Source organism: Actinomycetospora sp. CA-101289, assembly GCF_050955895.1.
Taxonomy (GTDB): domain Bacteria; phylum Actinomycetota; class Actinomycetes; order Mycobacteriales; family Pseudonocardiaceae; genus Actinomycetospora.
The window spans coordinates 769,097-786,060 of sequence record NZ_CP192093.1; the positions used below are offsets into that span (position 1 = coordinate 769,097).

Sequence of the window (16,964 nt, forward strand, 5' to 3'; positions counted from 1 at the left end):
GACGGATCCAGTGCCTAACGCTCTCCCAGGAGGAACGACTGGCGCCACCACGTCATGCCCGGGTGACCGACCAGACCCACCTCGTCGAGGAACGGGACGATCTTCTCGCCGGCCCACCGGACCATCTCGTGGTGGTGCGGGTTGGCCAGCGCGGCGCGGCGGCCCTCGGCGGGGTCGATGCCGACCGCCGCGTAGACCTTCGGGTTGATCAGGCTGCGCACCACGAACATCGAGATGAACGCGATGATGAAGCGCTGGTAGGCCTTCTCGGTGCGCGAGATCTCCGCCATGCCGCGGGTGACCTCGTCGCGGGCGAAGGAGACGTGGCGCGCCTCCTCCATGATGTGGATGCGGTTGACCTGGCGCATCAGCGGCTGGATGCGCTCGTCGTTGGCCTGCTCGCGCTGCAGCCGGTCGAGCACCTCCTCGGCCACGAGGATCGCGCCGTAGGCGGCCGGGCCCCGGCTGACCACCGAGAAGAGCTTGCCGAGCTGGCGGACCGACTCGCGCGGGCCGTAGGGGTCGACACCCGCGGTGGCGACCATGCGCGCGAACATCTGCGAGTGGCGGCACTCGTCGGCGACCTCGGTGAGCGCGTACTGGGCCCGGGGCGAGGTCGGGTCCTCGGCGTAGAAGTCCTTGAGCAGCCGCTGCATGAGCAGCACCTCGAACCACAGCCCGACGCTGGCGACGCTGCAGGCCTCGTGCTTGCCCAGCTCGAGGCGCTGCTCGGGCGTCAGTCGCTCCCAGAGCTCGGTGCCGTAGAGCGAGACCCGGTGCTCGGGCACCCAGAGCGCGTCGTCGACCAGGGGGGCGTCCCAGTCGATGTCCACCGACGGGTCGTAGGCCTTCTTCGCGGAGGACTTGAGGAGCCGCTGGGCCGTGGCGTGCCGGTCCGGGTTGGTCCGCTGTGCCGTGGGGGCGCTCATCGCTGCTGGTCCTCCTGCATCGAGACCGGGGGGTCGCGGTAGGTCGTACTCCGGGTACGCCGCACCTGGTGTACGTCTTACCGCTGGTAACTGTAACTGGTGGTAGCCTGCGGAGCCGTGCCGGACGATGTCAAGCCGCGAGCCGCATCCAGCCCCGTCCGTGACGGGCGTCGCACGCGCTGGGAGAAGCACCGGGCCCAGCGGCGTGCCGAGTTCGTCGAGGCCGCGATGCGCGTGCTCGCCGACGTGGGGCCCGACTTCGGCATCGAGTCGGTCGCGGTGGAGGCCGGTGTCACCAAGCCGGTGCTCTACCGGCACTTCTCCGACAAGGCCGACCTCGTCGAGGCGATGGGCGAGCGGGCCACCGAGATCCTGCTCGACCGGCTGATCCCCGCGCTCAACAGCGAGGAGGCGCCGCTCCCGCGCATCCGCAAGTCGATCGACGCCTTCTTCGGGACGCTCGACGACTACCCGAACCTCTACTGGGTCCTGGCCCGGCACACCCCGATCGACGGCCGCGGCCCCGACGTGGTGCGCGAGGACAAGGAGATCATCGCGACGGCGCTGTCGGCGCTGCTCGGCGACTACCTGCGGGCCTTCGGGCTCGACTCCGGCCCGGCGGAGCCGTGGGCGCACGGGGTCGTCGGCTTCGTCCAGAACACGGCGGAGTGGTGGCTCGACCGCCGCTCGATGAGCCGTGAGAGCGTCACCGAGTACCTCACCGTGCTGGTGTGGGCGGCCATCGACGGCTTCGCCCGCGAGCACGGGGTCACCATCGACCCCAACGTGCCACTGGAGATCAACAAGGTGGTCCAGTTGCGGTCCGGCGACGACCGGGGCGCCGTGCCCCGGGCCGGGGACGGTCGAGCAGGCGGCCGTGTGGGACCAGGCACCACCGATCGAGCAGTGAGGAGCCCCGAGCGATGACGCCAGCGGCAGCACCCGAGCACGACGGAACCCACGACCACGACGAGGACGGCTACCGGGGCCCGGCGACGCTCCTGGTCGACGGCACGGAGTACGCCGTCGACGTGGTCCTCGTCGGCCACTTCGAGCCGCTCGACGGGCGCTACCACTGGTACGGGCGCGTGGGCGCCCACGCCGAGCTGGACGCCGCGCTGGGCGGGGCGAAGCGCCCCGCGCGGGTCACCACGCCGGCCGGCACCGCCGACGGCGAGCTCTCCGACGTCGACCCGTGGGGCCGCTACCGGCTCGCGGGCGTCTCGACCCCGCCCTTCGCGGTGGAGTCGGCGGGCGAGCTCGAGGCCGACACCGTCGGGGCGCTCTGATGGCCGCCGCCGGAGGCGGGCGCTACGCGCGGGCCGAGGCCGAGCGCGAGGCCGCGGTCCACGGCCTGTCCCTCGACACCGTCCTGGCCGTCGCCACCCCGGAGCGCGCCGTCCGCGTCATCTCGGACCTGCTCGGGCCGACGGTGACGTTCGGCCCGGTGCCCGCGGGGCCGCACGACATGGCCACCGCCGAGGCCACCGGCACCGTGGGCCGGCTGACCGGGCGACGCGACGGCGTCACGCGGGTGGTGGTCCACGTGCCCGTGGCCCTCGACCTCACCGTCACCATCGGCTCGCGGCGCATCCCCGCCGAGGTCGACCTCGTGGTCCGCGTCGGCCTCGCCGGCCGGGCGGTGGCGGGCGCGGTGGAGATCGACGTCGACCCGATCGCGGCGGAGGACATCGACGCCGACATCCGCACGCGCGGCGTCGGCGGGGTGTTCCTGCGCCGGCTCGGCGACCTCGACGCCGAGGTGCGCCACCACGTCGGGGTCTGGGCCTCGACGCTGCTGGCGACGCCCGAGGCGATCGAGGAGTGCCGGATCGCGGTTTGAGCCCTACGTGCGTGATCTTCTGAGCTATGGCTCAGAAGATCACGCACGTGGTTAGGCGCGGGACAGCTTGACCAGCTCGTCGCGGTCGACGACCTTGACCCGCGGGCGCCCGTGCGGCTCGCCGCGCCCGCGCTCGTGGGCGTCGATGGCCGCCCAGCCCTCCTGGTCGACGAGATCGGGGCAGCGGTCGCGCAGCCACGCCTCGACCTCGTCGGGAGCGTGCCCGCGCGGCTCCCGCTCCCCGAGGTCGGCCAGCATGTGGCGCACCGTCTCGTTGGCGTCCTTCTTGTTGGTGCCGATGATCCCGGTGGGCCCGCGCTTGATCCAGCCGACGACGTACTCGCGCTCGCGGTCGTCGACCCGGCCCTCGGCGTTCGGCACGGTGCCCGACGCCTCGTCGAACGGCAGGCCGGGCAGCTCCACGCCGCGGTAGCCCACCGCACGCAGCACCAGCCCGGTCGCCACCGTCTCGCGCTCGCCGGTGTCGACGGCGCGCACCCGCCCGTCGTCGCCGGTCTCGAGCCGGTTGACGCCCAGCACGACCTCCTCGACCCGGCCGTCGCCGCGGATCTCCACCGGCGAGCGCAGGAACCGGAACGCCATGCGGTGGCGCGCCGCCTCGTCGGGACCCTGCTCGGCGAAGCGGCGCAGGATCTCGAGGTTGCGCCGCGTGCCCTTGCTCAGGGTGTCGTCGTCGGCGATGCCCGCGGGCACCTGCTCGGGGTCGACCACCACGGCCAGGTCGTCGATGTCGGCGAGCTCGCGCAGCTCGGTGGTGGTGAACGAGGCCTCGAGCGGCCCGCGCCGCCCGCACACCAGCGCCTCGCGCACCGACGACGCCGCGAGCGCCTCGACGGCGTGGTCGGCGGTGTCGGTGGCGCGCAGGTCGGACTCGGGCAGCAGGAGCATCCGCGCCACGTCGAGGGCCACGTTGCCGGCGCCGATCACCACGGCGCGCTCGGTGTCCAGCGGCGGCTCGAGGTCGACGAAGTCGGGGTGGCCGTTGTACCAACCGACGAAGTCGACCGAGGCGACGCTGCCGCGCAGGTCCTCGCCGGGGATGCCGAGGCGGCGCTCGGTCTGCGACCCCACCGCGTAGAGGATCGCGTCGTAGCGCTCGAGCAGCTCCTCGCGCGTCACGTCCTCCCCGAGGTGGACGTGGCCGAAGAAGCGGAACCCCTCGCGCGCGGCGGTCTTGTCGTACTGCGAGCTCACTGACTTGATCTTCGGGTGGTCCGGGGCGACGCCCGCGCGGACCAGGCCCCACGGGGTGGCGAGCCGGTCGAACATGTCCACCCGCACGTCGGGCCCACCGGCCGCTCCTGCGTCCAGGAGCGAGGCCGCGGCGTAGAAGCCCGACGGCCCGGAACCGACGATCGCGACGTGGTGGGGTCGCGTCGTGTGATTCTCCACCGACGCATCGTGGCCCACCCGGCCGCAGCCCGCACCCGTCCGCCGGGACGGCCGCTGCCGACCGCAGTCGGGCGCTGTCGCGGTCACCGTCGCCACGCCGGTGGACGACACGCCGACGACAGGGTGATCCCGAGCCGTGGCGTGGCCCGATCCCGCCTCGGTCGAGTGGTCACTCCATGGGATTCCCGAGCGCGAAATCCGCCCCGGAGCAGGGCTAACGTCCTCGGCGATGATCAGCGACGGGCACGGCGGCGCGCAGCCGACCACGGTGGGGACGCCGTGGCGGCGCGGGCTCGACGTGTTCGACGACTACGCCGGTGGTGGCGTGCTGTCCGAGGAGCTCGCCGACGACCTCGTCAACGAGCTGATCGCCGGACCGCGGCCCCGCCGCACCCGGCGCGCCCCGGCCGGGCCACACCCCGCCGGTCGGCCCGGGCCGCAGCCCAGCCGTCCCGTGGCCAGCCCGCCGGCCGGGCGCCCGCGCCTGACGCTGGTGCGCGGAGGTGCCTTCGGCACGTGAGCAGAAATTGGTGCTGGAGCACCGACCGATGCTCACGTGCGCGTAGCGCACATCAGTCCTTCACCGCGACGAGCACCAGGTAGTACAGCTCGTCGCCGGCCATGCTCACGCGGTGCCGGAAGCGGCGGCGCACCACCGTGCGCGACGGGTGCTCCGACGCGGTGGTGTCGGCGATCATCTGCTCGACGTCGGTGGCGTCCTTGCCGCCCTCACCGCCCGCGAGGGTCAGGGCGAGGAACGAGCCGGGCGGGAATGCGTCCCACAGCTGCGCGAGGGCGTCCACCGGGACGTGCCCCTCGCCGACCGCGCCCGCGGCGACGAGCGCGGTCAGCCCCTCGTCGTGCACGAGCGCGGTGACCTCGTCGACGTCGAGGCGCTCGCCCACCAGGTAGTGCGCGTAGAGACCGGGCCGGTCGCGGTGCGCGGCGTCGCGGGCCTCGTCGACGCCGTCGGCGCCCGCGACGACGGTGACCCCGCGGTCGCGCAGCTCCTCGCCGACCACGCCGTTGCCGGCGCCCAGGTCGAAGGCGCGCAGCCCGTCCGCCGACCGTCCCTCGGCCTCGGCCGCCTCGACCAGCGCGCCGGCGACGGTGGCGGGGGAGGCGCACTGCAGCCGGTGCTGCACGACCTCCTCGTAGAGCCCGGGCACCGCGTACACCCGCGCGTAGTCGTGCAGCACGATCCGCTCGTCGCCGCCGTCGGGGTGGTGGAGGACGAACTCCTCCTGCGCCTGGCGCCGTCCCGGGGTCGTGTCGAGCTCGACGGTCCAGCCGGCCGCCGGCTCCTTCGCTGTGGCCATGGCGGTCATCCTGCCCCGGACGTGCGGTCCCGCGACCGTGACGAAGGTCCCCTCGCCGTTCCGCCCGCGGGCCCGGGGAGTCACGCTCGAGGGGCAGTGGCGCGTCGACGCCGTCGCGGCTCACCCACCTCGGCGGGGACCGGTGGCCCGGTTCCGTACGGGAGGTCCCCATGAGCGCTGGACCCGCGCCCGTCAACACCGTCGCCCAGCTACTGCGCCCGGGCTCGCGCCCGCGGGCGGCGGTCGTCGACGCCCAGGACCGGGAGCACGCCGTCACGGTGGTCTCGCACCTGCTGCACGCCGAGTGCGAGCAGTGGAGCTGGACGGTCCACCGGGCCGACGCCCACCGGGCGGACGCGCTGCGGATCGTCGGCGCGCTGTGCCGCGAGGGCTGGGCGCCACACCCGGCCGCGTGAGTGGCCGCACCGCCCTCGGCGTCCGGAGGTAGATTGCTGCTCCGATCGGCTCAGTGGAGCCGGAGGGGGTGAGCATGGCCATCGAGGTGGACGGCGTCGCGATCAACGAGACGTCACGGGGGTCGGGCGCCGCGTGGAAGTGGAGCACGAACGGGCCCGCCCCGATGGACTACGAGATCCAATGGGTCGAGAACAAGGACGTGTTCCTGTACTCCACCCGCGTGCGCCCGGGCGGCTGGAACGTCTCGCAGCTCGACCCGCAGACGTGGGTCGGCGACGGGACGCTCGAGGGCGCGCGGGAGATGGTCGAGCGCGGGCTGCCGACGCTGCCGCACTGACCCGTTCGGCGCATCACCGGAACGAACGAACGGCGCTCCTGCTGCTTCGGAAGCAGCGAGAGCGCCGTTCGTTCGTTCCGGGTGCGGGCGTCGGCTAGCTGCTGCCGCCCAGCACGCCGGCCTCGCTCAGCTTGGACATGACGGCGTTCGGGCCGTCGAACTGCTCCTTGTCGAGGCCCTTGAGCGTGTCGACGAGCTGCTGGTCGGCCCCGTTCGAGCTCGCGTGGTCGGCGAGCTCCTGCGGGCCCCCCGGGTAGTTGAACCCGGCCAGCGTCTTCTGCACCTGCGTGACGTCGTAACCCATGGCGCCCGGTTAACCACCCGGCACCGCCGACAACCCCTACGCTCGCGCCGTGCTGGCCCGCGCCTTCGGCATCGCCCGCTCCCTCGTGATGTACCACGGCATCCCGGGGCGCCAGCGCCGGATGCGCCGGTTCTACGGGCAGTTCCTCGGTCCCGGTGACCTGGCCTTCGACGTCGGCGCGCACGCCGGCAACCGGGTGCGCGCCTGGCGCGCGCTGAGCGCGCGGGTGGTCGCCGTCGAGCCCCAGCCGGACTTCGTCCGCCTCCTGCGCCTGTTCTTCGGGCGCGACGACCGCGTGACCGTGGTCCCGGCGGCGCTGGGCGCGGAGCCCGGCGTCGCCCGCCTGGGCATCTCCCGGGCCACGCCGACGGTCTCCACGGTGTCGGCGGACTGGCGCGCGGCCGTCAGGGACGACGCGGGCTTCGCCGCGGTGCGCTGGGAGGAGCCGGTGCCCGTGGCGCTGACGACGCTCGACGACCTCGTCGCCGAGCACGGCGTCCCCGCCTTCTGCAAGATCGACGTGGAGGGCTACGAGGCCGAGGTGCTCGTCGGCCTGTCGCGCCCGCTGCCCGCGCTGTCGTTCGAGTACCTGCCCGCCGCGCACGACGCCGCCCTGGCCGCGCTCGCCCGCGTCGAGGCGCTCGGCACCTACGCGTACCGCTACTCGCCGATCGAAACCATGCGCTGGGACCCGACCGCGCCCGACCGCTGGCTCGACGCCCGCGAGCTGGTGGCGCTGCTCGACCGGCGCCGCCCGGCGGGACGCTCCGGCGACGTCTACGCCCGGCGCCTGCCCGCGGCGACTCCCGACGTGTGACGACCGGTGCCGGCGACCCCGGGCTCCGGCATCCTGGACGGCGATGATCCACCGGTCCCGCGCCGCCACCCCGACCGCGCTGCAGCTGGCGGCGGCGGGCGCGCTGCTCGCCGGGGTCCTCGCGCTGCTCGTGGTCACGGTCGGCGTCGGCGCCCTGCGGGTCCTCGCGGCGGTGGCGGTGGCCGTCGTGGCCGGCGCGCTCGTCGCGCGGGCGGCCCGGCGCGCGGGGGCGATCACGCTCGGAGCGGCCGGCGCCGTCACGCTCGCCCGCGGGGTCCTGGTGATGGGCGCGGTCACCCTGGTCGGGCGGGTGGAGGCGTCGGCCGTGCTCGTGGGGCTGGCCGTCGTCGCGCTGGCCCTCGACGCCGTCGACGGGCCCGTCGCCCGGCGCACCGGCACCGCGTCGGCGCTGGGGGCGCGCCTCGACGTCGAATTCGACGCGTTCCTGCTGGTCGTGCTGTGCGTGCACGTCGCGCTGACCGGCGGTGACTGGTGGGTGCTCGCGGTGGGCCTGCTCCGCTACGCGTTCGTCGCCGCCGGCCGGGTCCTGCCCTGGCTGCGCGGGGAGCTGCCGGTGCGCCGCTCGGCCAAGGTGGTCGCGGCGGTGCAGGGCGTCGTCCTCATCGTCGCGGCCGCGGACGTGCTGCCCCCGGTCGTCGAGCGGGTCGCGATCGCGGTCGCCCTCGCGGCGCTGGTCTGGTCGTTCGGGGTGTCGGTCGTGTGGCTGTGGCGTGGCGCCCGCCGACCGGTGCGCTGAGAGACTCGTGCCCGTGGCGCCCCCGTTCCCGGCCGTGGTGTTCGACCTCGACGGCACGCTGACCCAGCCCGGCACCACCCGCCCCGCCCCCGGGGTGGTGGCGCTGGTGGAGACGCTGCACGCCCGCGGGGTGCCGCTGGCCCTCGCGACCTCGGCCGGCACGGCCACCGCCCGCCGGGTGCTGGACGAGCTCGGCCTGCTCGGGTGCTTCGGCAGCGTCGCGGGACGTGGGTCCGACGGCCTGCTGGCGGGCAAGGACGCCGTGGTCGGCGAGGCGCTGCTCGGGCTCGGGATCCCGCACGCCGCGCCCGGCAGCCTGCTGGTCGGCGACGGCCCGGCCGACGTCGAGGCCGCGCTCGCCCACGGCCTGGTGCCGGTCGGCGTCGCCTGGGGCGGGTCGTCGGCGGACGCGCTGCGGGCGGCGGGGGCGACGACGGTGCTGGAGCACCCGGACGAGCTGTGGGCGATCCGGGCATCCTGAGCCCGTGCCCCGCTGGGTCCTGCACCTCGACCTCGACTCGTTCTTCGCCTCCGCCGAGCAGCTGACCCGCCCGACCCTGCGCGGGCGGCCGGTGCTGGTGGGCGGGCTCGGGCCGCGCGGGATCGTCGCCGGGGCCAGCGGCGAGGCGAAGGCGCACGGCGCGCGCTCGGCGATGCCGATGGGCCAGGCGCGCCGGCTGTCCCCGCACGCGGTGGCGCTGCCGCCGCGCACCGCGCTCTACCGGGTGCTCTCCGAGCGTTTCTTCGGCGTCGTGCGGGCCTGGGCGCCGGTGCTCGAGCAGATCGCCTACGACGAGACCTTCGCCGAGCCCGAGGCGCTCGCCGACGCCCGCGCCGACGACGTGGCCGCCTTCGCCGAGCGGCTGCGCGCCGAGGTCCGGGAGGTCACGGGGCTCGCGGTGTCGGTGGGCGCGGGCTCGGGCAAGCAGGTCGCCAAGATCGCGTCGGGGCGGGCCAAGCCGGACGGCGTGCACGTCGTGGCCCAGGGCGGCGAGCGGGCGCTGCTCGACCCGCTGCCGGTGCGCGCGCTGTGGGGCATCGGGCCGGTGGCCGAGCAGACGCTGCACCGCGCGGGCGTCGAGACGGTGGCCGCGCTCGCCGCCCTCGAGCCCGGCGAGGTGACCGCGCTGCTCGGCTCCGCGGTCGGCACCGGCTTGCACCGCCTCGCCCGCGGGATCGACGACCGCCCGCTGGTGGAGCGGGGCGAGGCCAAGCAGGTCAGCGCGGAGACGACGTTCGACGAGGACCTCTCCGACCTCGGCGCGGTGCGGTGCGCGGTGGCCGAGCTCGCCGAGGGCGCGCACCGGCGCCTCGTGGCGTCGCACCGGGCCGCCCGCACGGTCAGCGTGAAGATCCGCAGCGCCTCGTTCGGGACGACGAGCCGCGCGGAGACCCACGCCGACGCCACCACCGACCTCGCGACGCTCACCGACACCGCCCAGCGCCTCGCCGTCGCCGCCCTGCCCGACGCCGGCGTGCGGCTGGTCGGCGTCTCGTTCTCCGGGCTGACCACGGCGGTGCAGGAGGCGCTGTTCCCCGGCACCCCCGCCGCGCCGGCCGCGGCCGCGCCAGCGCCCGTCGCGGAGCTCCCCGAGCCCGAGCCCGAGCCGCGCCGGGAGTGGCGCACCGGCGACGACGTCGCCCACCCCGAGCACGGCCACGGCTGGGTCCAGGGCGCGGGGCACGGGCGGGTGACCGTGCGCTTCGAGACCGCGACGACGGGCCCCGGTCGCGCGATCACGTTCCGCGCCGACGACCCGGATCTCGCCCGCGCGGACCCGGTGGCGAGTTTGGCCTGACGGCCTCGTGCGTGCTTGTCCGTGCTGGAGCACGGGATCAGGGGAGCACGCCGATAGGGCTCACAGATGCGGGAGCGCCGCGTCCACCAGCAGCCGCGCCGCGTCCCCGGCCGCCCGTAGAGCCGCCGGCTCCGCGGCCACGGCGTGGGCCACCAGCGCGCCCTCGTGCAGCACGAGCAGCTGCAGCGCCAGGCCCGGCGCGTCGGGGACCCCCGCGCGCTCGAGCTCGGCGGCGAACAGCGTCCGCAGCCAGCGTTTCTCGTCGTGGATGACCGCGCGGCCGGGGTGGGCGGCGTCGTCGAGCTCGGCGAAGGCGTTGACGAACGCGCAGCCACGGCCGGCGCCGGCGACCCACTCCTCGAGCGCGGCGAACGGGGCGAGCGCGCGGTCCACCGGGTCGTCCGCGGCCTCGACCGTCGCCACCACGAGGGCGCGCCAGCGCTCGTCGCGGGCGCGCAGGTAGGCGGCCACGAGCTCGTCCTTCGACCCGAAACGGTCGTACAACGTGCGCTTGGTGACCCCCGACTCGGCCGCGATCGTGTCGACGCCGACGGCGTGGATCCCGCGCTCGTAGAAGAGGACCGACGCCACGTCGAGGATGCGCCGGGCCCCGGGCGTCAGGGTCATGTCCTTGCCTTCACAGGTCTGTGAACCTACGGTCGGACTTCACAGACCAGTGTAGTGGAGGACGGTCATGATCCCCGAGACGATGCAGGCCGCGGTGCTCACCGGCTTCGGTGGTCCGGAGGTCCTGGAGCTGCGCACCGTCCCGGTGCCGCGGCCCGGCGACGGCGAGGTGCTCGTGCGGGTCACCGCGGCCGCGCTCAACAACACCGACCTCTGGACCCGCCGCGGTGCCTACGGCCTGCCCGGCGACCCGGACGCCCTCGCCGGTTGGCGGGGCCCGGTGGCGTTCCCGCGCATCCAGGGCGGTGACATCGCGGGCGAGGTCGTGGCCGTCGGTGCCGGCGTCGGCGCGGGACGCGTGGGCGAGCGGGTCCTCGTCGACCCCGCGTTCTACGACGGCCCCGGCCCGGACGCGAGCCCGGTGGGGCTGCTCGGGAGCGAGGCCGACGGCGGCTTCGCCGGGTACGTCGTCGTGGCCGCCGACCGCGCCCACGACGTGTCCGCGTCACCCCTGGACGACGACGAGCTCGCCTGCCTCCCGGTGGCCTACGGCACGGCGGCGGGGATGCTCGCGCGCGGGCGGGTCGGGGCGAGAGAGACGGTGCTGGTCACCGGGGCGTCGGGCGGCGTGGGCCTCGCGGCCGTGCAGCTCGCCGTGGCCCGGGGCGCGCGGGTCGTGGCGCTCACCGCCCCCGGCAAGGACGACGTCCTCCGCGAGGCCGGGGCCGACGCCGTCGTGCACCGCGGTCCCGATCCGGAGACCGTCGCCGCGGCCGCCGCCGATGCCGTCGGCGGCCCGCTCGACGCCGTGGTCGACGTCGTCGGCGGGCCGCTGCTGCCGGCGCTGCTGACGCGGGTGCGCGACGGCGGCCGGTGGGTGATCGCCGGGGCGATCGGCGGCGCGTCGGTGCCGCTGGACCTGCGCCGGCTCTACCTGCACAACGTCGCGCTCGTCGGGTCGTCGATGCACACCCCGGCGCACTTCGACGACCTCGTCGCCGACGCGGTCGCCGGGCGGGTCCACCCCGTCATCGCCGCCCGCCACGACCTCGCCGCCATCCACACCGCGCAGGACGAGTTCTCGCGGGCCGAGCGGGTCGGGAAGGTCGTGGTCCACCCGGTGTGAGTGCTTGTCCGTGCTCCAGCACGGACAAGCACTCACGAGCCGAAGGCCGACCGCAGCTCGTCGACGAAGTCGCCGGGGACTTCCAGCGAGGCGAAGTGTCCGCCGGCGGGCAGGGCGTTCCAGTGGCGGAGGTCGACGTAGCGCGCCTCGACCCACGCGCGGGGCAGCTTGACCATTTCGGCCGGGAAGTACGACACCGCGCTGGGCACGGTCACCGGCGAGGTGGTGTCGACGCCGCCGAAGCTCTCCCAGTACAGGCGCGCCGAGGACGCCCCGGACCCCGTGAGCCAGTAGAGCGACACGTTGTCGAGCACCCGGTCGCGCGGCACGCCGCCGAAGCCGTCGCCGTCGGTCCACGCGACGAACTTCTCGGCGATCCAGGCGAGCTGTCCGGCGGGCGAGTCGACGAGGCCGTAGCCCAGCGTCTGGGGACGTGTGCGCTGCTGCGCGGAGTAGCCCGAGCCGGCCTTGCGGAAGTCCTCGCTCTCGGCGAGCCACCGCCGCTCGGTCTCGTCGAGCTGCGCGTCGTCGAAGCCGTCCGGGCGCGGGGCGCGGGGCATCGTCGTGTGCATCATCGCCACGCGGTCGGGGTGGCGGACCGCGAGCGCCGTGGTGATCATCGCGCCCCAGTCGCCGCCCTGGGCGAGGAACCGGTCGTAGCCCAGGCGGCCCATGAGCTCGGCCCAGGCGTCGGCGATGCGGTCGACGCCCCAGCCGGGTCCGGTCGGCTTGTCGCTGAACCCGTAGCCGGGCAGCGACGGCGCGACGACGTGGAAGGCGGGCAGCGCCTGGCCGTCGGGTCCGTCACCGGGGTCGGTGAGCGCGTCCAGCACGTCCAGGAACTCGATCACCGACCCGGGCCACCCGTGGGCGAGGATCAGTGGCTGTGCGTCACGACGCGGTGACCGAACGTGCAGGAAGTGGAGGCCGAGACCACCGATCGCGGTGCGGTACTGCCCGCGCCGGTTGAGCTCGTCCTCCACCCGGCGCCAGTCGTGCTCCTCGAGCCAGGCGCGGCACAGCTCGGTGACCGCGTCCAGGCCCAGGCCCTGCGACGGGTCGGTCGCCGGCTCGGGCAGGCGGACCCGGCGCAGGCGTTCCCGCAGGTCCAGGAGCTGTTCCTCGGGCACGTCGAGCACGAACGGGACGACCTCGACGGTCGGATCGCCGGTCGGCACCGGGGCGGGGGAGGCCACAGCCGCAGACCCTAGGCAGACACGCGGGCACCTGCCGAGCGGTGCGCCCGGATGGAGTGTCGGTCCGGACCAGCGCGACACGCCGACGGCTGGTGTTCATGACCCGAACGAGCCAACTTGGCGCCGAGGTGTCACACGAGGGCCCATGGTGGCGATGGACGGAGCGGAGGTGATCAGCGTGCTCGATGATCGTTCGGCGGTCCTGCTCGCGGCGGCGGCAGACCTGGACGAGTGCGACGGCTACGTCGTGCTCGTGTTCGACCCCGAGACCGGGGAGCTCGACGCCCACGGTCCCTACGAGGGGGTCGAGGCGACACTCCGCGTGGAGGAGATGCGGAAGGAGTTCGACGACGACGGCCTCCGGGACGTCGTCATCCGCGTCTCGCGGCTGCACCGACCGCGCTGAGGACCATCCCGGTGCCGGGTCCCCCCACCGACCCCGGGATGGTCCCCAGCGCCCGGGGTACTCCTGGCGCCGGACGAGGCGACCGGCGCGGAGGAGTGGCTGCATGGTGAGCGGACCGACGGTGCGGGAGGCCTCCCTCGAGGTCTTCCGCGCCCACGGCATGACGACGGTGTTCGGCAACCCGGGCTCGACCGAGCTGCCGATGATCGCCGACCTGCCCGACGACTTCCGCTACGTCCTGGGCCTGCAGGAGGCCGTGGTCGTCGGCATGGCCGACGGCTACGCCCAGGCGACCGGCCGTCCCGCGCTGGTCAACCTGCACACCGCCCCCGGGGTGGGCAACGCGGCCGGCGCGATCGTGAACGCGGCGGCCAACGGGGCGCCGCTGGTGATCACGGCCGGGCAGCAGGTCCGCCCGATGATCAACCTCGAGGCGCTGCTGACCAACGTGGACGCGACGGTGCTGCCCCGGCCCGCGGTCAAGCTGTCGATGGAGCCCGCCCGCCCGGCCGACGTGCCGGCCGTGCTGGCCCGCGCGATCCACGTGGCGATGTCGCCGCCGCGCGGCCCGGTGTTCGTGTCGATCCCGATGGACGACTGGGACGCGGTGCTCGACCCCGAGACGGAGGCGGCCGCGCTCGTCGCCGGCCGCCGGGTGCACCACCGTGCCGGGCCCGACCCCGAGGGTCTCGACGCCTTCGTCGCGGCGCTGGACGGGGCGCGCGCCCCGGCGATGGTCGTCGGCGGCGACGTCGACGCCTCCGGCGGCTTCCACGACGCGGTGGCCCTCGCCGAGCGCCTCGGCGCGACGGTGTTCGCCCCGCCGTCGGACGGGCGGGTGGGCTTCCCCACCGACCACCCGCAGTTCCGCGGCGCGCTGCCGATGGCCATCGCGCCGGTGGCCGAGACGCTGGCCCCGTACGACGTCGTGCTCGTCCTCGGCACCGCGGTGTTCCGCTACTACCCCTACGTGCCGGGGCGCTTCCTGCCCGAGGGCACGCGGCTGCTGCACGTCACCGCCGACCCCGACCAGGCGGCGCGAGCCCCGATGGGCGACGCGGTCGTCGCCGACCCGACGCTGACGATCCGCGCGCTGCTCGAGCGCGTCGGCCCCGGCCCCGACGACCGGGCGGCCCCGCCGCCGGCGCAGGAGCTCGCGGCGCCGCAGGGCGGCAGCGGCGGGCGGCTCTCGGCCGAGGAGGTGTTCGCCACCCTCGCCCAGGAGTGGCCCGAGGGCGGGGTGATCGTCAACGAGGCGCCCTCGCACCGGCCGATCGCCATGGCCCGTGTCCCGCTGGCCCGCCCCGGCAGCTCGTACTTCTCCGCGTCCGGCGGCCTCGGGTTCGGGCTCTCGGCCGCGGTCGGCGTCGCGCTCGCCGACCCGCAGCGCCCCGTGCTCGCCGCCATCGGCGACGGCTCGCTGCAGTACACCGTGCAGGCGCTGGCGTCGGCGGCGTCGCTGCAGGTCCCGCTCACCGTGCTCGTCCTGGACAACCGGGAGTACGGGATCCTCAAGTGGTTCGCCGCGAAGGAGCAGACGCCGAAGGTGCCCGGGCTCGACCTGCCCCTGGTCGACCACGTCGGGCTCGCGCAGGCCTACGGCGTGCCCGCCGAGAGCGTGGGCGGTGTCGACGAGCTGCGCGCCGCCCTGCGCCGCGGGTTCGCCGGCCCGGGGCCGCGCCTGGTGCACGTCCCGGTGCCGCCGTCGGGGTACTGATCCTCTTGACCTCGACGTCGGTCGAGGTCCGATCGTGGTCGGCGTGAGCGCGGGCACCGGAATTCGGCATGAGGGTCGTCGGGCCCCCGGCGTAGCGTCGACCGGGCGCCGACGCCCGGGTCGGCACGGGGAGGACCACGCGGTGAGCACGCAGGCGACCACACGGCCGTCACCACCGGCGCGCGACGACGCGGCGCCCGCCGTCGAGGTCGTCGACCTCGTCAAGCGCTACGGCCGCAGCGGGCCGCCCGCGGTCGACGGGCTGAGCTTCGCCGTGCGCCGCGGCGAGGTCTTCGGGCTCCTGGGACCCAACGGCGCGGGCAAGACCACCACGGTCGGGGTGCTGACGACGCGGGTCACGCTCACCTCCGGGCGCGCCACCGTCGCGGGCATCGACGTCGCCACCGACCCGGTCGCGGCGCGCGCGGTGCTCGGCGTCGTCCCCCAGCGGCCCAACCTCGACCGCTCGCTCGACGCGCGCGGCAACCTCGTCTGGCACGCCGCGTACCACGGCGTGCCTCGGGCGCAGCGGCGCCGGCTGGCCGACGAGCTGCTCGAGCGCATGGGGCTCGCGGAGAAGGCGAGCACCAACCCCGACGAGCTCTCCGGCGGGCAGGCGCAGCGGCTGATCATCGCCCGCGGCCTCATGCACGACCCGCAGGTGCTGTTCCTCGACGAGCCGTCGACGGGGCTCGACCCGCAGGCGCGCCTGTTCGTGCACGACCGCATCGCCGACCTCGCCGCGTCCGGCGTGACGGTCGTGCTCACCACCCACGACATGGACGAGGCGGCCAAGCTCGCCGACCGCGTCGGCATCGTCGACCACGGCAAGCTGCTCGCGCTGGACACGCCGTCGACGCTGGTCGCGGGCCTGCCCGGCGAGGCCACCATCGACCTCGTGCTCACCGGCGCCGACGCGGCCACGGTGCGCGCGCGGGTCGGCGAGCTGCGGGGGGTGGCCGGCGTCGACGACCGCACCGGCGAGACCGACGAGACCATCCGCCTGCGGGTGCGCTGCGACGGCGAGGCCGGCGCGGCGCTGCCCCCGGTGCTCGGCGCGGTGGCCGCCACCGGCGCCACCGTGCACCAGGTCGAGCTCGGCGAGCCGACGCTCGAGGACGTGTTCATCGACCTGACGGGCAGGGGGTTGCGGTGAGCGCGCCGACGCGGACGGTCAGCCAGGGGCGCGCGTTCCTGGGCGTCCTGGGCCGCGACCTCGCGGTCACGGGCAAGGAGTTCGGCACCTTCGTCAGCCAGGTGCTGGTCCAGCCGTTCTTCCTGCTGTTCGTGTTCGGCGTGGTGCTGGGCCAGCTCGGCTACGTCACGCCGGGCTACGCGCAGCTGCTGCTGCCGGGGCTGCTGGCGCTCAACGCGTTCTTCGTGGCCGTGCAGGCCACCGCGATCCCGCTGGTCATCGACTTCTCGTACACCAAGGAGATCGAGGACCGCCTGCTCGCGCCGCTGTCCACGCGCCTGGTCGCGGTCGAGAAGATCGTGTTCGGCGCCGCGCGGGGCCTGTTCGGCTCGCTGGTGATGATCCCCGTCGGCTACCTCGTGCTCGACGAGGTCAACTGGCAGCTCTCGGGCCTGCCGATCGCGGCCGTGCTGCTGGTGCTCGGCGCGCTGGCCGGCGGTGCCGCGGGGCTGGTCATCGGCACGCTGGTGTCGCCCCGCAAGATCAACGTGGTGTTCGCGCTGGTGATCACGCCGCTGCTGTTCACGGGCTCGACGCAGTTCCCGTTCCTGCAGCTCGGGAACCTGCGCTGGTTCCAGGTGATCTGCGCGCTCAACCCGATCACCTATGTCTCCGAGGGGCTGCGGGGCGCCCTGACGCCCGCCGTGCCGCACCTCCCGGCCTGGGTCTGCCTGCTGGCGCTCGTCGCCGCGTGCCTGCTCTTCGGGGCGATCGGCATCCAGGGCTTCGTGCGGCGGGCACTCGATTGATCGGGTCGGCGTT

21 protein-coding genes are annotated in these 16,964 nt (G+C 75.0%); 15 read left to right on the forward strand and 6 right to left on the reverse strand.

Annotation, left to right across the window (positions count from 1 at the left end):
- Nucleotides 1–14: 14 nt before the first annotated feature.
- Nucleotides 15–929: an AurF N-oxygenase family protein gene (locus tag ACQPX6_RS03785; RefSeq protein ID WP_433785536.1), complete on the reverse strand. Its 915-nt coding sequence runs from the start codon at nt 927–929 to the stop codon at nt 15–17.
- A gap of 117 nt (nt 930–1,046) precedes the next feature.
- Between ACQPX6_RS03785 and ACQPX6_RS03790 the strand changes: the two genes are divergently transcribed.
- Genes ACQPX6_RS03790 through ACQPX6_RS03800 form a run of 3 tightly spaced genes read left to right on the forward strand, consistent with a single transcriptional unit; the run spans nt 1,047 to nt 2,772 of the window.
- Nucleotides 1,047–1,856, forward strand: a complete 810-nt coding sequence (locus tag ACQPX6_RS03790) for a TetR family transcriptional regulator (RefSeq protein ID WP_433785537.1) — start codon at nt 1,047–1,049, stop codon at nt 1,854–1,856.
- Entirely contained in the window at nt 1,853–2,218 is a 366-nt protein-coding gene (locus ACQPX6_RS03795; protein WP_433785538.1) for a DUF4873 domain-containing protein, read from the forward strand. The genes ACQPX6_RS03790 and ACQPX6_RS03795 overlap by 4 nt, the downstream gene beginning before the upstream one ends.
- Complete coding sequence (locus ACQPX6_RS03800; protein ID WP_433785539.1) at nt 2,218–2,772, forward strand: hypothetical protein; 555 nt, start codon at nt 2,218–2,220, stop codon at nt 2,770–2,772. The genes ACQPX6_RS03795 and ACQPX6_RS03800 overlap by 1 nt, the downstream gene beginning before the upstream one ends.
- A 51-nt stretch (nt 2,773–2,823) precedes the next feature.
- Here ACQPX6_RS03800 and ACQPX6_RS03805 read toward each other — a convergent pair whose 3' ends face one another.
- A complete protein-coding gene (locus ACQPX6_RS03805; protein WP_433785540.1) occupies nt 2,824–4,185 on the reverse strand; it encodes an FAD-dependent oxidoreductase in 1,362 nt (453 codons plus the stop codon).
- Nucleotides 4,186–4,414: 229 nt separating this feature from the next.
- On the opposite strand from ACQPX6_RS03805, the gene ACQPX6_RS03810 reads away from it, so the two are divergent.
- A complete protein-coding gene (locus ACQPX6_RS03810; RefSeq protein ID WP_433785541.1) occupies nt 4,415–4,705 on the forward strand; it encodes a hypothetical protein in 291 nt (96 codons plus the stop codon).
- Nucleotides 4,706–4,757: 52 nt separating this feature from the next.
- Here ACQPX6_RS03810 and ACQPX6_RS03815 read toward each other — a convergent pair whose 3' ends face one another.
- On the reverse strand, nt 4,758–5,504 hold the full coding sequence (locus ACQPX6_RS03815) for a hypothetical protein (protein ID WP_433785543.1): 747 nt from the start codon (nt 5,502–5,504) through the stop codon (nt 4,758–4,760).
- 170 nt (nt 5,505–5,674) lie between these two features.
- On the opposite strand from ACQPX6_RS03815, the gene ACQPX6_RS03820 reads away from it, so the two are divergent.
- Nucleotides 5,675–5,920 (forward strand): hypothetical protein, encoded by a 246-nt coding sequence (locus tag ACQPX6_RS03820; protein WP_433785545.1) that lies wholly within the window; start codon nt 5,675–5,677, stop codon nt 5,918–5,920.
- A gap of 74 nt (nt 5,921–5,994) precedes the next feature.
- Nucleotides 5,995–6,258: a hypothetical protein gene (locus tag ACQPX6_RS03825; RefSeq protein WP_433785547.1), complete on the forward strand. Its 264-nt coding sequence runs from the start codon at nt 5,995–5,997 to the stop codon at nt 6,256–6,258.
- A gap of 94 nt (nt 6,259–6,352) precedes the next feature.
- Here ACQPX6_RS03825 and ACQPX6_RS03830 read toward each other — a convergent pair whose 3' ends face one another.
- Complete coding sequence (locus ACQPX6_RS03830; RefSeq protein ID WP_433785549.1) at nt 6,353–6,562, reverse strand: DUF2795 domain-containing protein; 210 nt, start codon at nt 6,560–6,562, stop codon at nt 6,353–6,355.
- A 49-nt stretch (nt 6,563–6,611) separates the two neighbouring features.
- Here ACQPX6_RS03830 and ACQPX6_RS03835 point away from each other — a divergent pair, with 49 nt between their 5' ends.
- The 4 genes from ACQPX6_RS03835 to ACQPX6_RS03850 are packed head-to-tail and all read left to right on the forward strand — an operon-like array spanning nt 6,612 to nt 9,935.
- Nucleotides 6,612–7,379 carry an FkbM family methyltransferase gene (locus tag ACQPX6_RS03835; protein WP_433785551.1) on the forward strand — a complete coding sequence of 256 codons (768 nt, stop codon included), beginning with the start codon at nt 6,612–6,614 and terminating at the stop codon, nt 7,377–7,379.
- 43 nt (nt 7,380–7,422) lie between these two features.
- Nucleotides 7,423–8,136: a CDP-alcohol phosphatidyltransferase family protein gene (locus ACQPX6_RS03840; RefSeq protein ID WP_433785553.1), complete on the forward strand. Its 714-nt coding sequence runs from the start codon at nt 7,423–7,425 to the stop codon at nt 8,134–8,136.
- 13 nt (nt 8,137–8,149) lie between these two features.
- Nucleotides 8,150–8,617, forward strand: a complete 468-nt coding sequence (locus ACQPX6_RS03845) for an HAD family hydrolase (RefSeq protein WP_433785555.1) — start codon at nt 8,150–8,152, stop codon at nt 8,615–8,617.
- A gap of 4 nt (nt 8,618–8,621) precedes the next feature.
- Nucleotides 8,622–9,935, forward strand: coding sequence for a DNA polymerase IV (locus ACQPX6_RS03850; RefSeq protein WP_433785557.1), 1,314 nt, complete (start codon nt 8,622–8,624; stop codon nt 9,933–9,935).
- Between the two features lie 60 nt (nt 9,936–9,995).
- On the opposite strand, the gene ACQPX6_RS03855 is transcribed toward ACQPX6_RS03850, so the two are convergent.
- Complete coding sequence (locus ACQPX6_RS03855) at nt 9,996–10,562, reverse strand: TetR/AcrR family transcriptional regulator (RefSeq protein ID WP_433785559.1); 567 nt, start codon at nt 10,560–10,562, stop codon at nt 9,996–9,998.
- Nucleotides 10,563–10,629: 67 nt separating this feature from the next.
- Between ACQPX6_RS03855 and ACQPX6_RS03860 the strand changes: the two genes are divergently transcribed.
- On the forward strand, nt 10,630–11,688 hold the full coding sequence (locus ACQPX6_RS03860; protein WP_433785561.1) for a zinc-binding dehydrogenase: 1,059 nt from the start codon (nt 10,630–10,632) through the stop codon (nt 11,686–11,688).
- Nucleotides 11,689–11,720: 32 nt separating this feature from the next.
- Here the strand turns inward: ACQPX6_RS03860 and ACQPX6_RS03865 are convergent, their stop codons facing one another.
- Entirely contained in the window at nt 11,721–12,884 is a 1,164-nt protein-coding gene (locus tag ACQPX6_RS03865; protein ID WP_433785563.1) for an epoxide hydrolase family protein, read from the reverse strand.
- Nucleotides 12,885–13,038: 154 nt separating this feature from the next.
- Here ACQPX6_RS03865 and ACQPX6_RS03870 point away from each other — a divergent pair, with 154 nt between their 5' ends.
- From ACQPX6_RS03870 to ACQPX6_RS03885, 4 genes are all read left to right on the forward strand, one after another.
- Nucleotides 13,039–13,290, forward strand: a complete 252-nt coding sequence (locus tag ACQPX6_RS03870; RefSeq protein WP_433785565.1) for a hypothetical protein — start codon at nt 13,039–13,041, stop codon at nt 13,288–13,290.
- Between the two features lie 103 nt (nt 13,291–13,393).
- Nucleotides 13,394–15,007: a benzoylformate decarboxylase gene (gene mdlC / locus ACQPX6_RS03875; protein ID WP_433785567.1), complete on the forward strand. Its 1,614-nt coding sequence runs from the start codon at nt 13,394–13,396 to the stop codon at nt 15,005–15,007.
- A gap of 142 nt (nt 15,008–15,149) precedes the next feature.
- Complete coding sequence (locus ACQPX6_RS03880; RefSeq protein WP_433785569.1) at nt 15,150–16,163, forward strand: ATP-binding cassette domain-containing protein; 1,014 nt, start codon at nt 15,150–15,152, stop codon at nt 16,161–16,163.
- Nucleotides 16,160–16,951 (forward strand): ABC transporter permease, encoded by a 792-nt coding sequence (locus ACQPX6_RS03885; RefSeq protein ID WP_433785571.1) that lies wholly within the window; start codon nt 16,160–16,162, stop codon nt 16,949–16,951. The genes ACQPX6_RS03880 and ACQPX6_RS03885 overlap by 4 nt, the downstream gene beginning before the upstream one ends.
- Nucleotides 16,952–16,964: the final 13 nt, after the last annotated feature.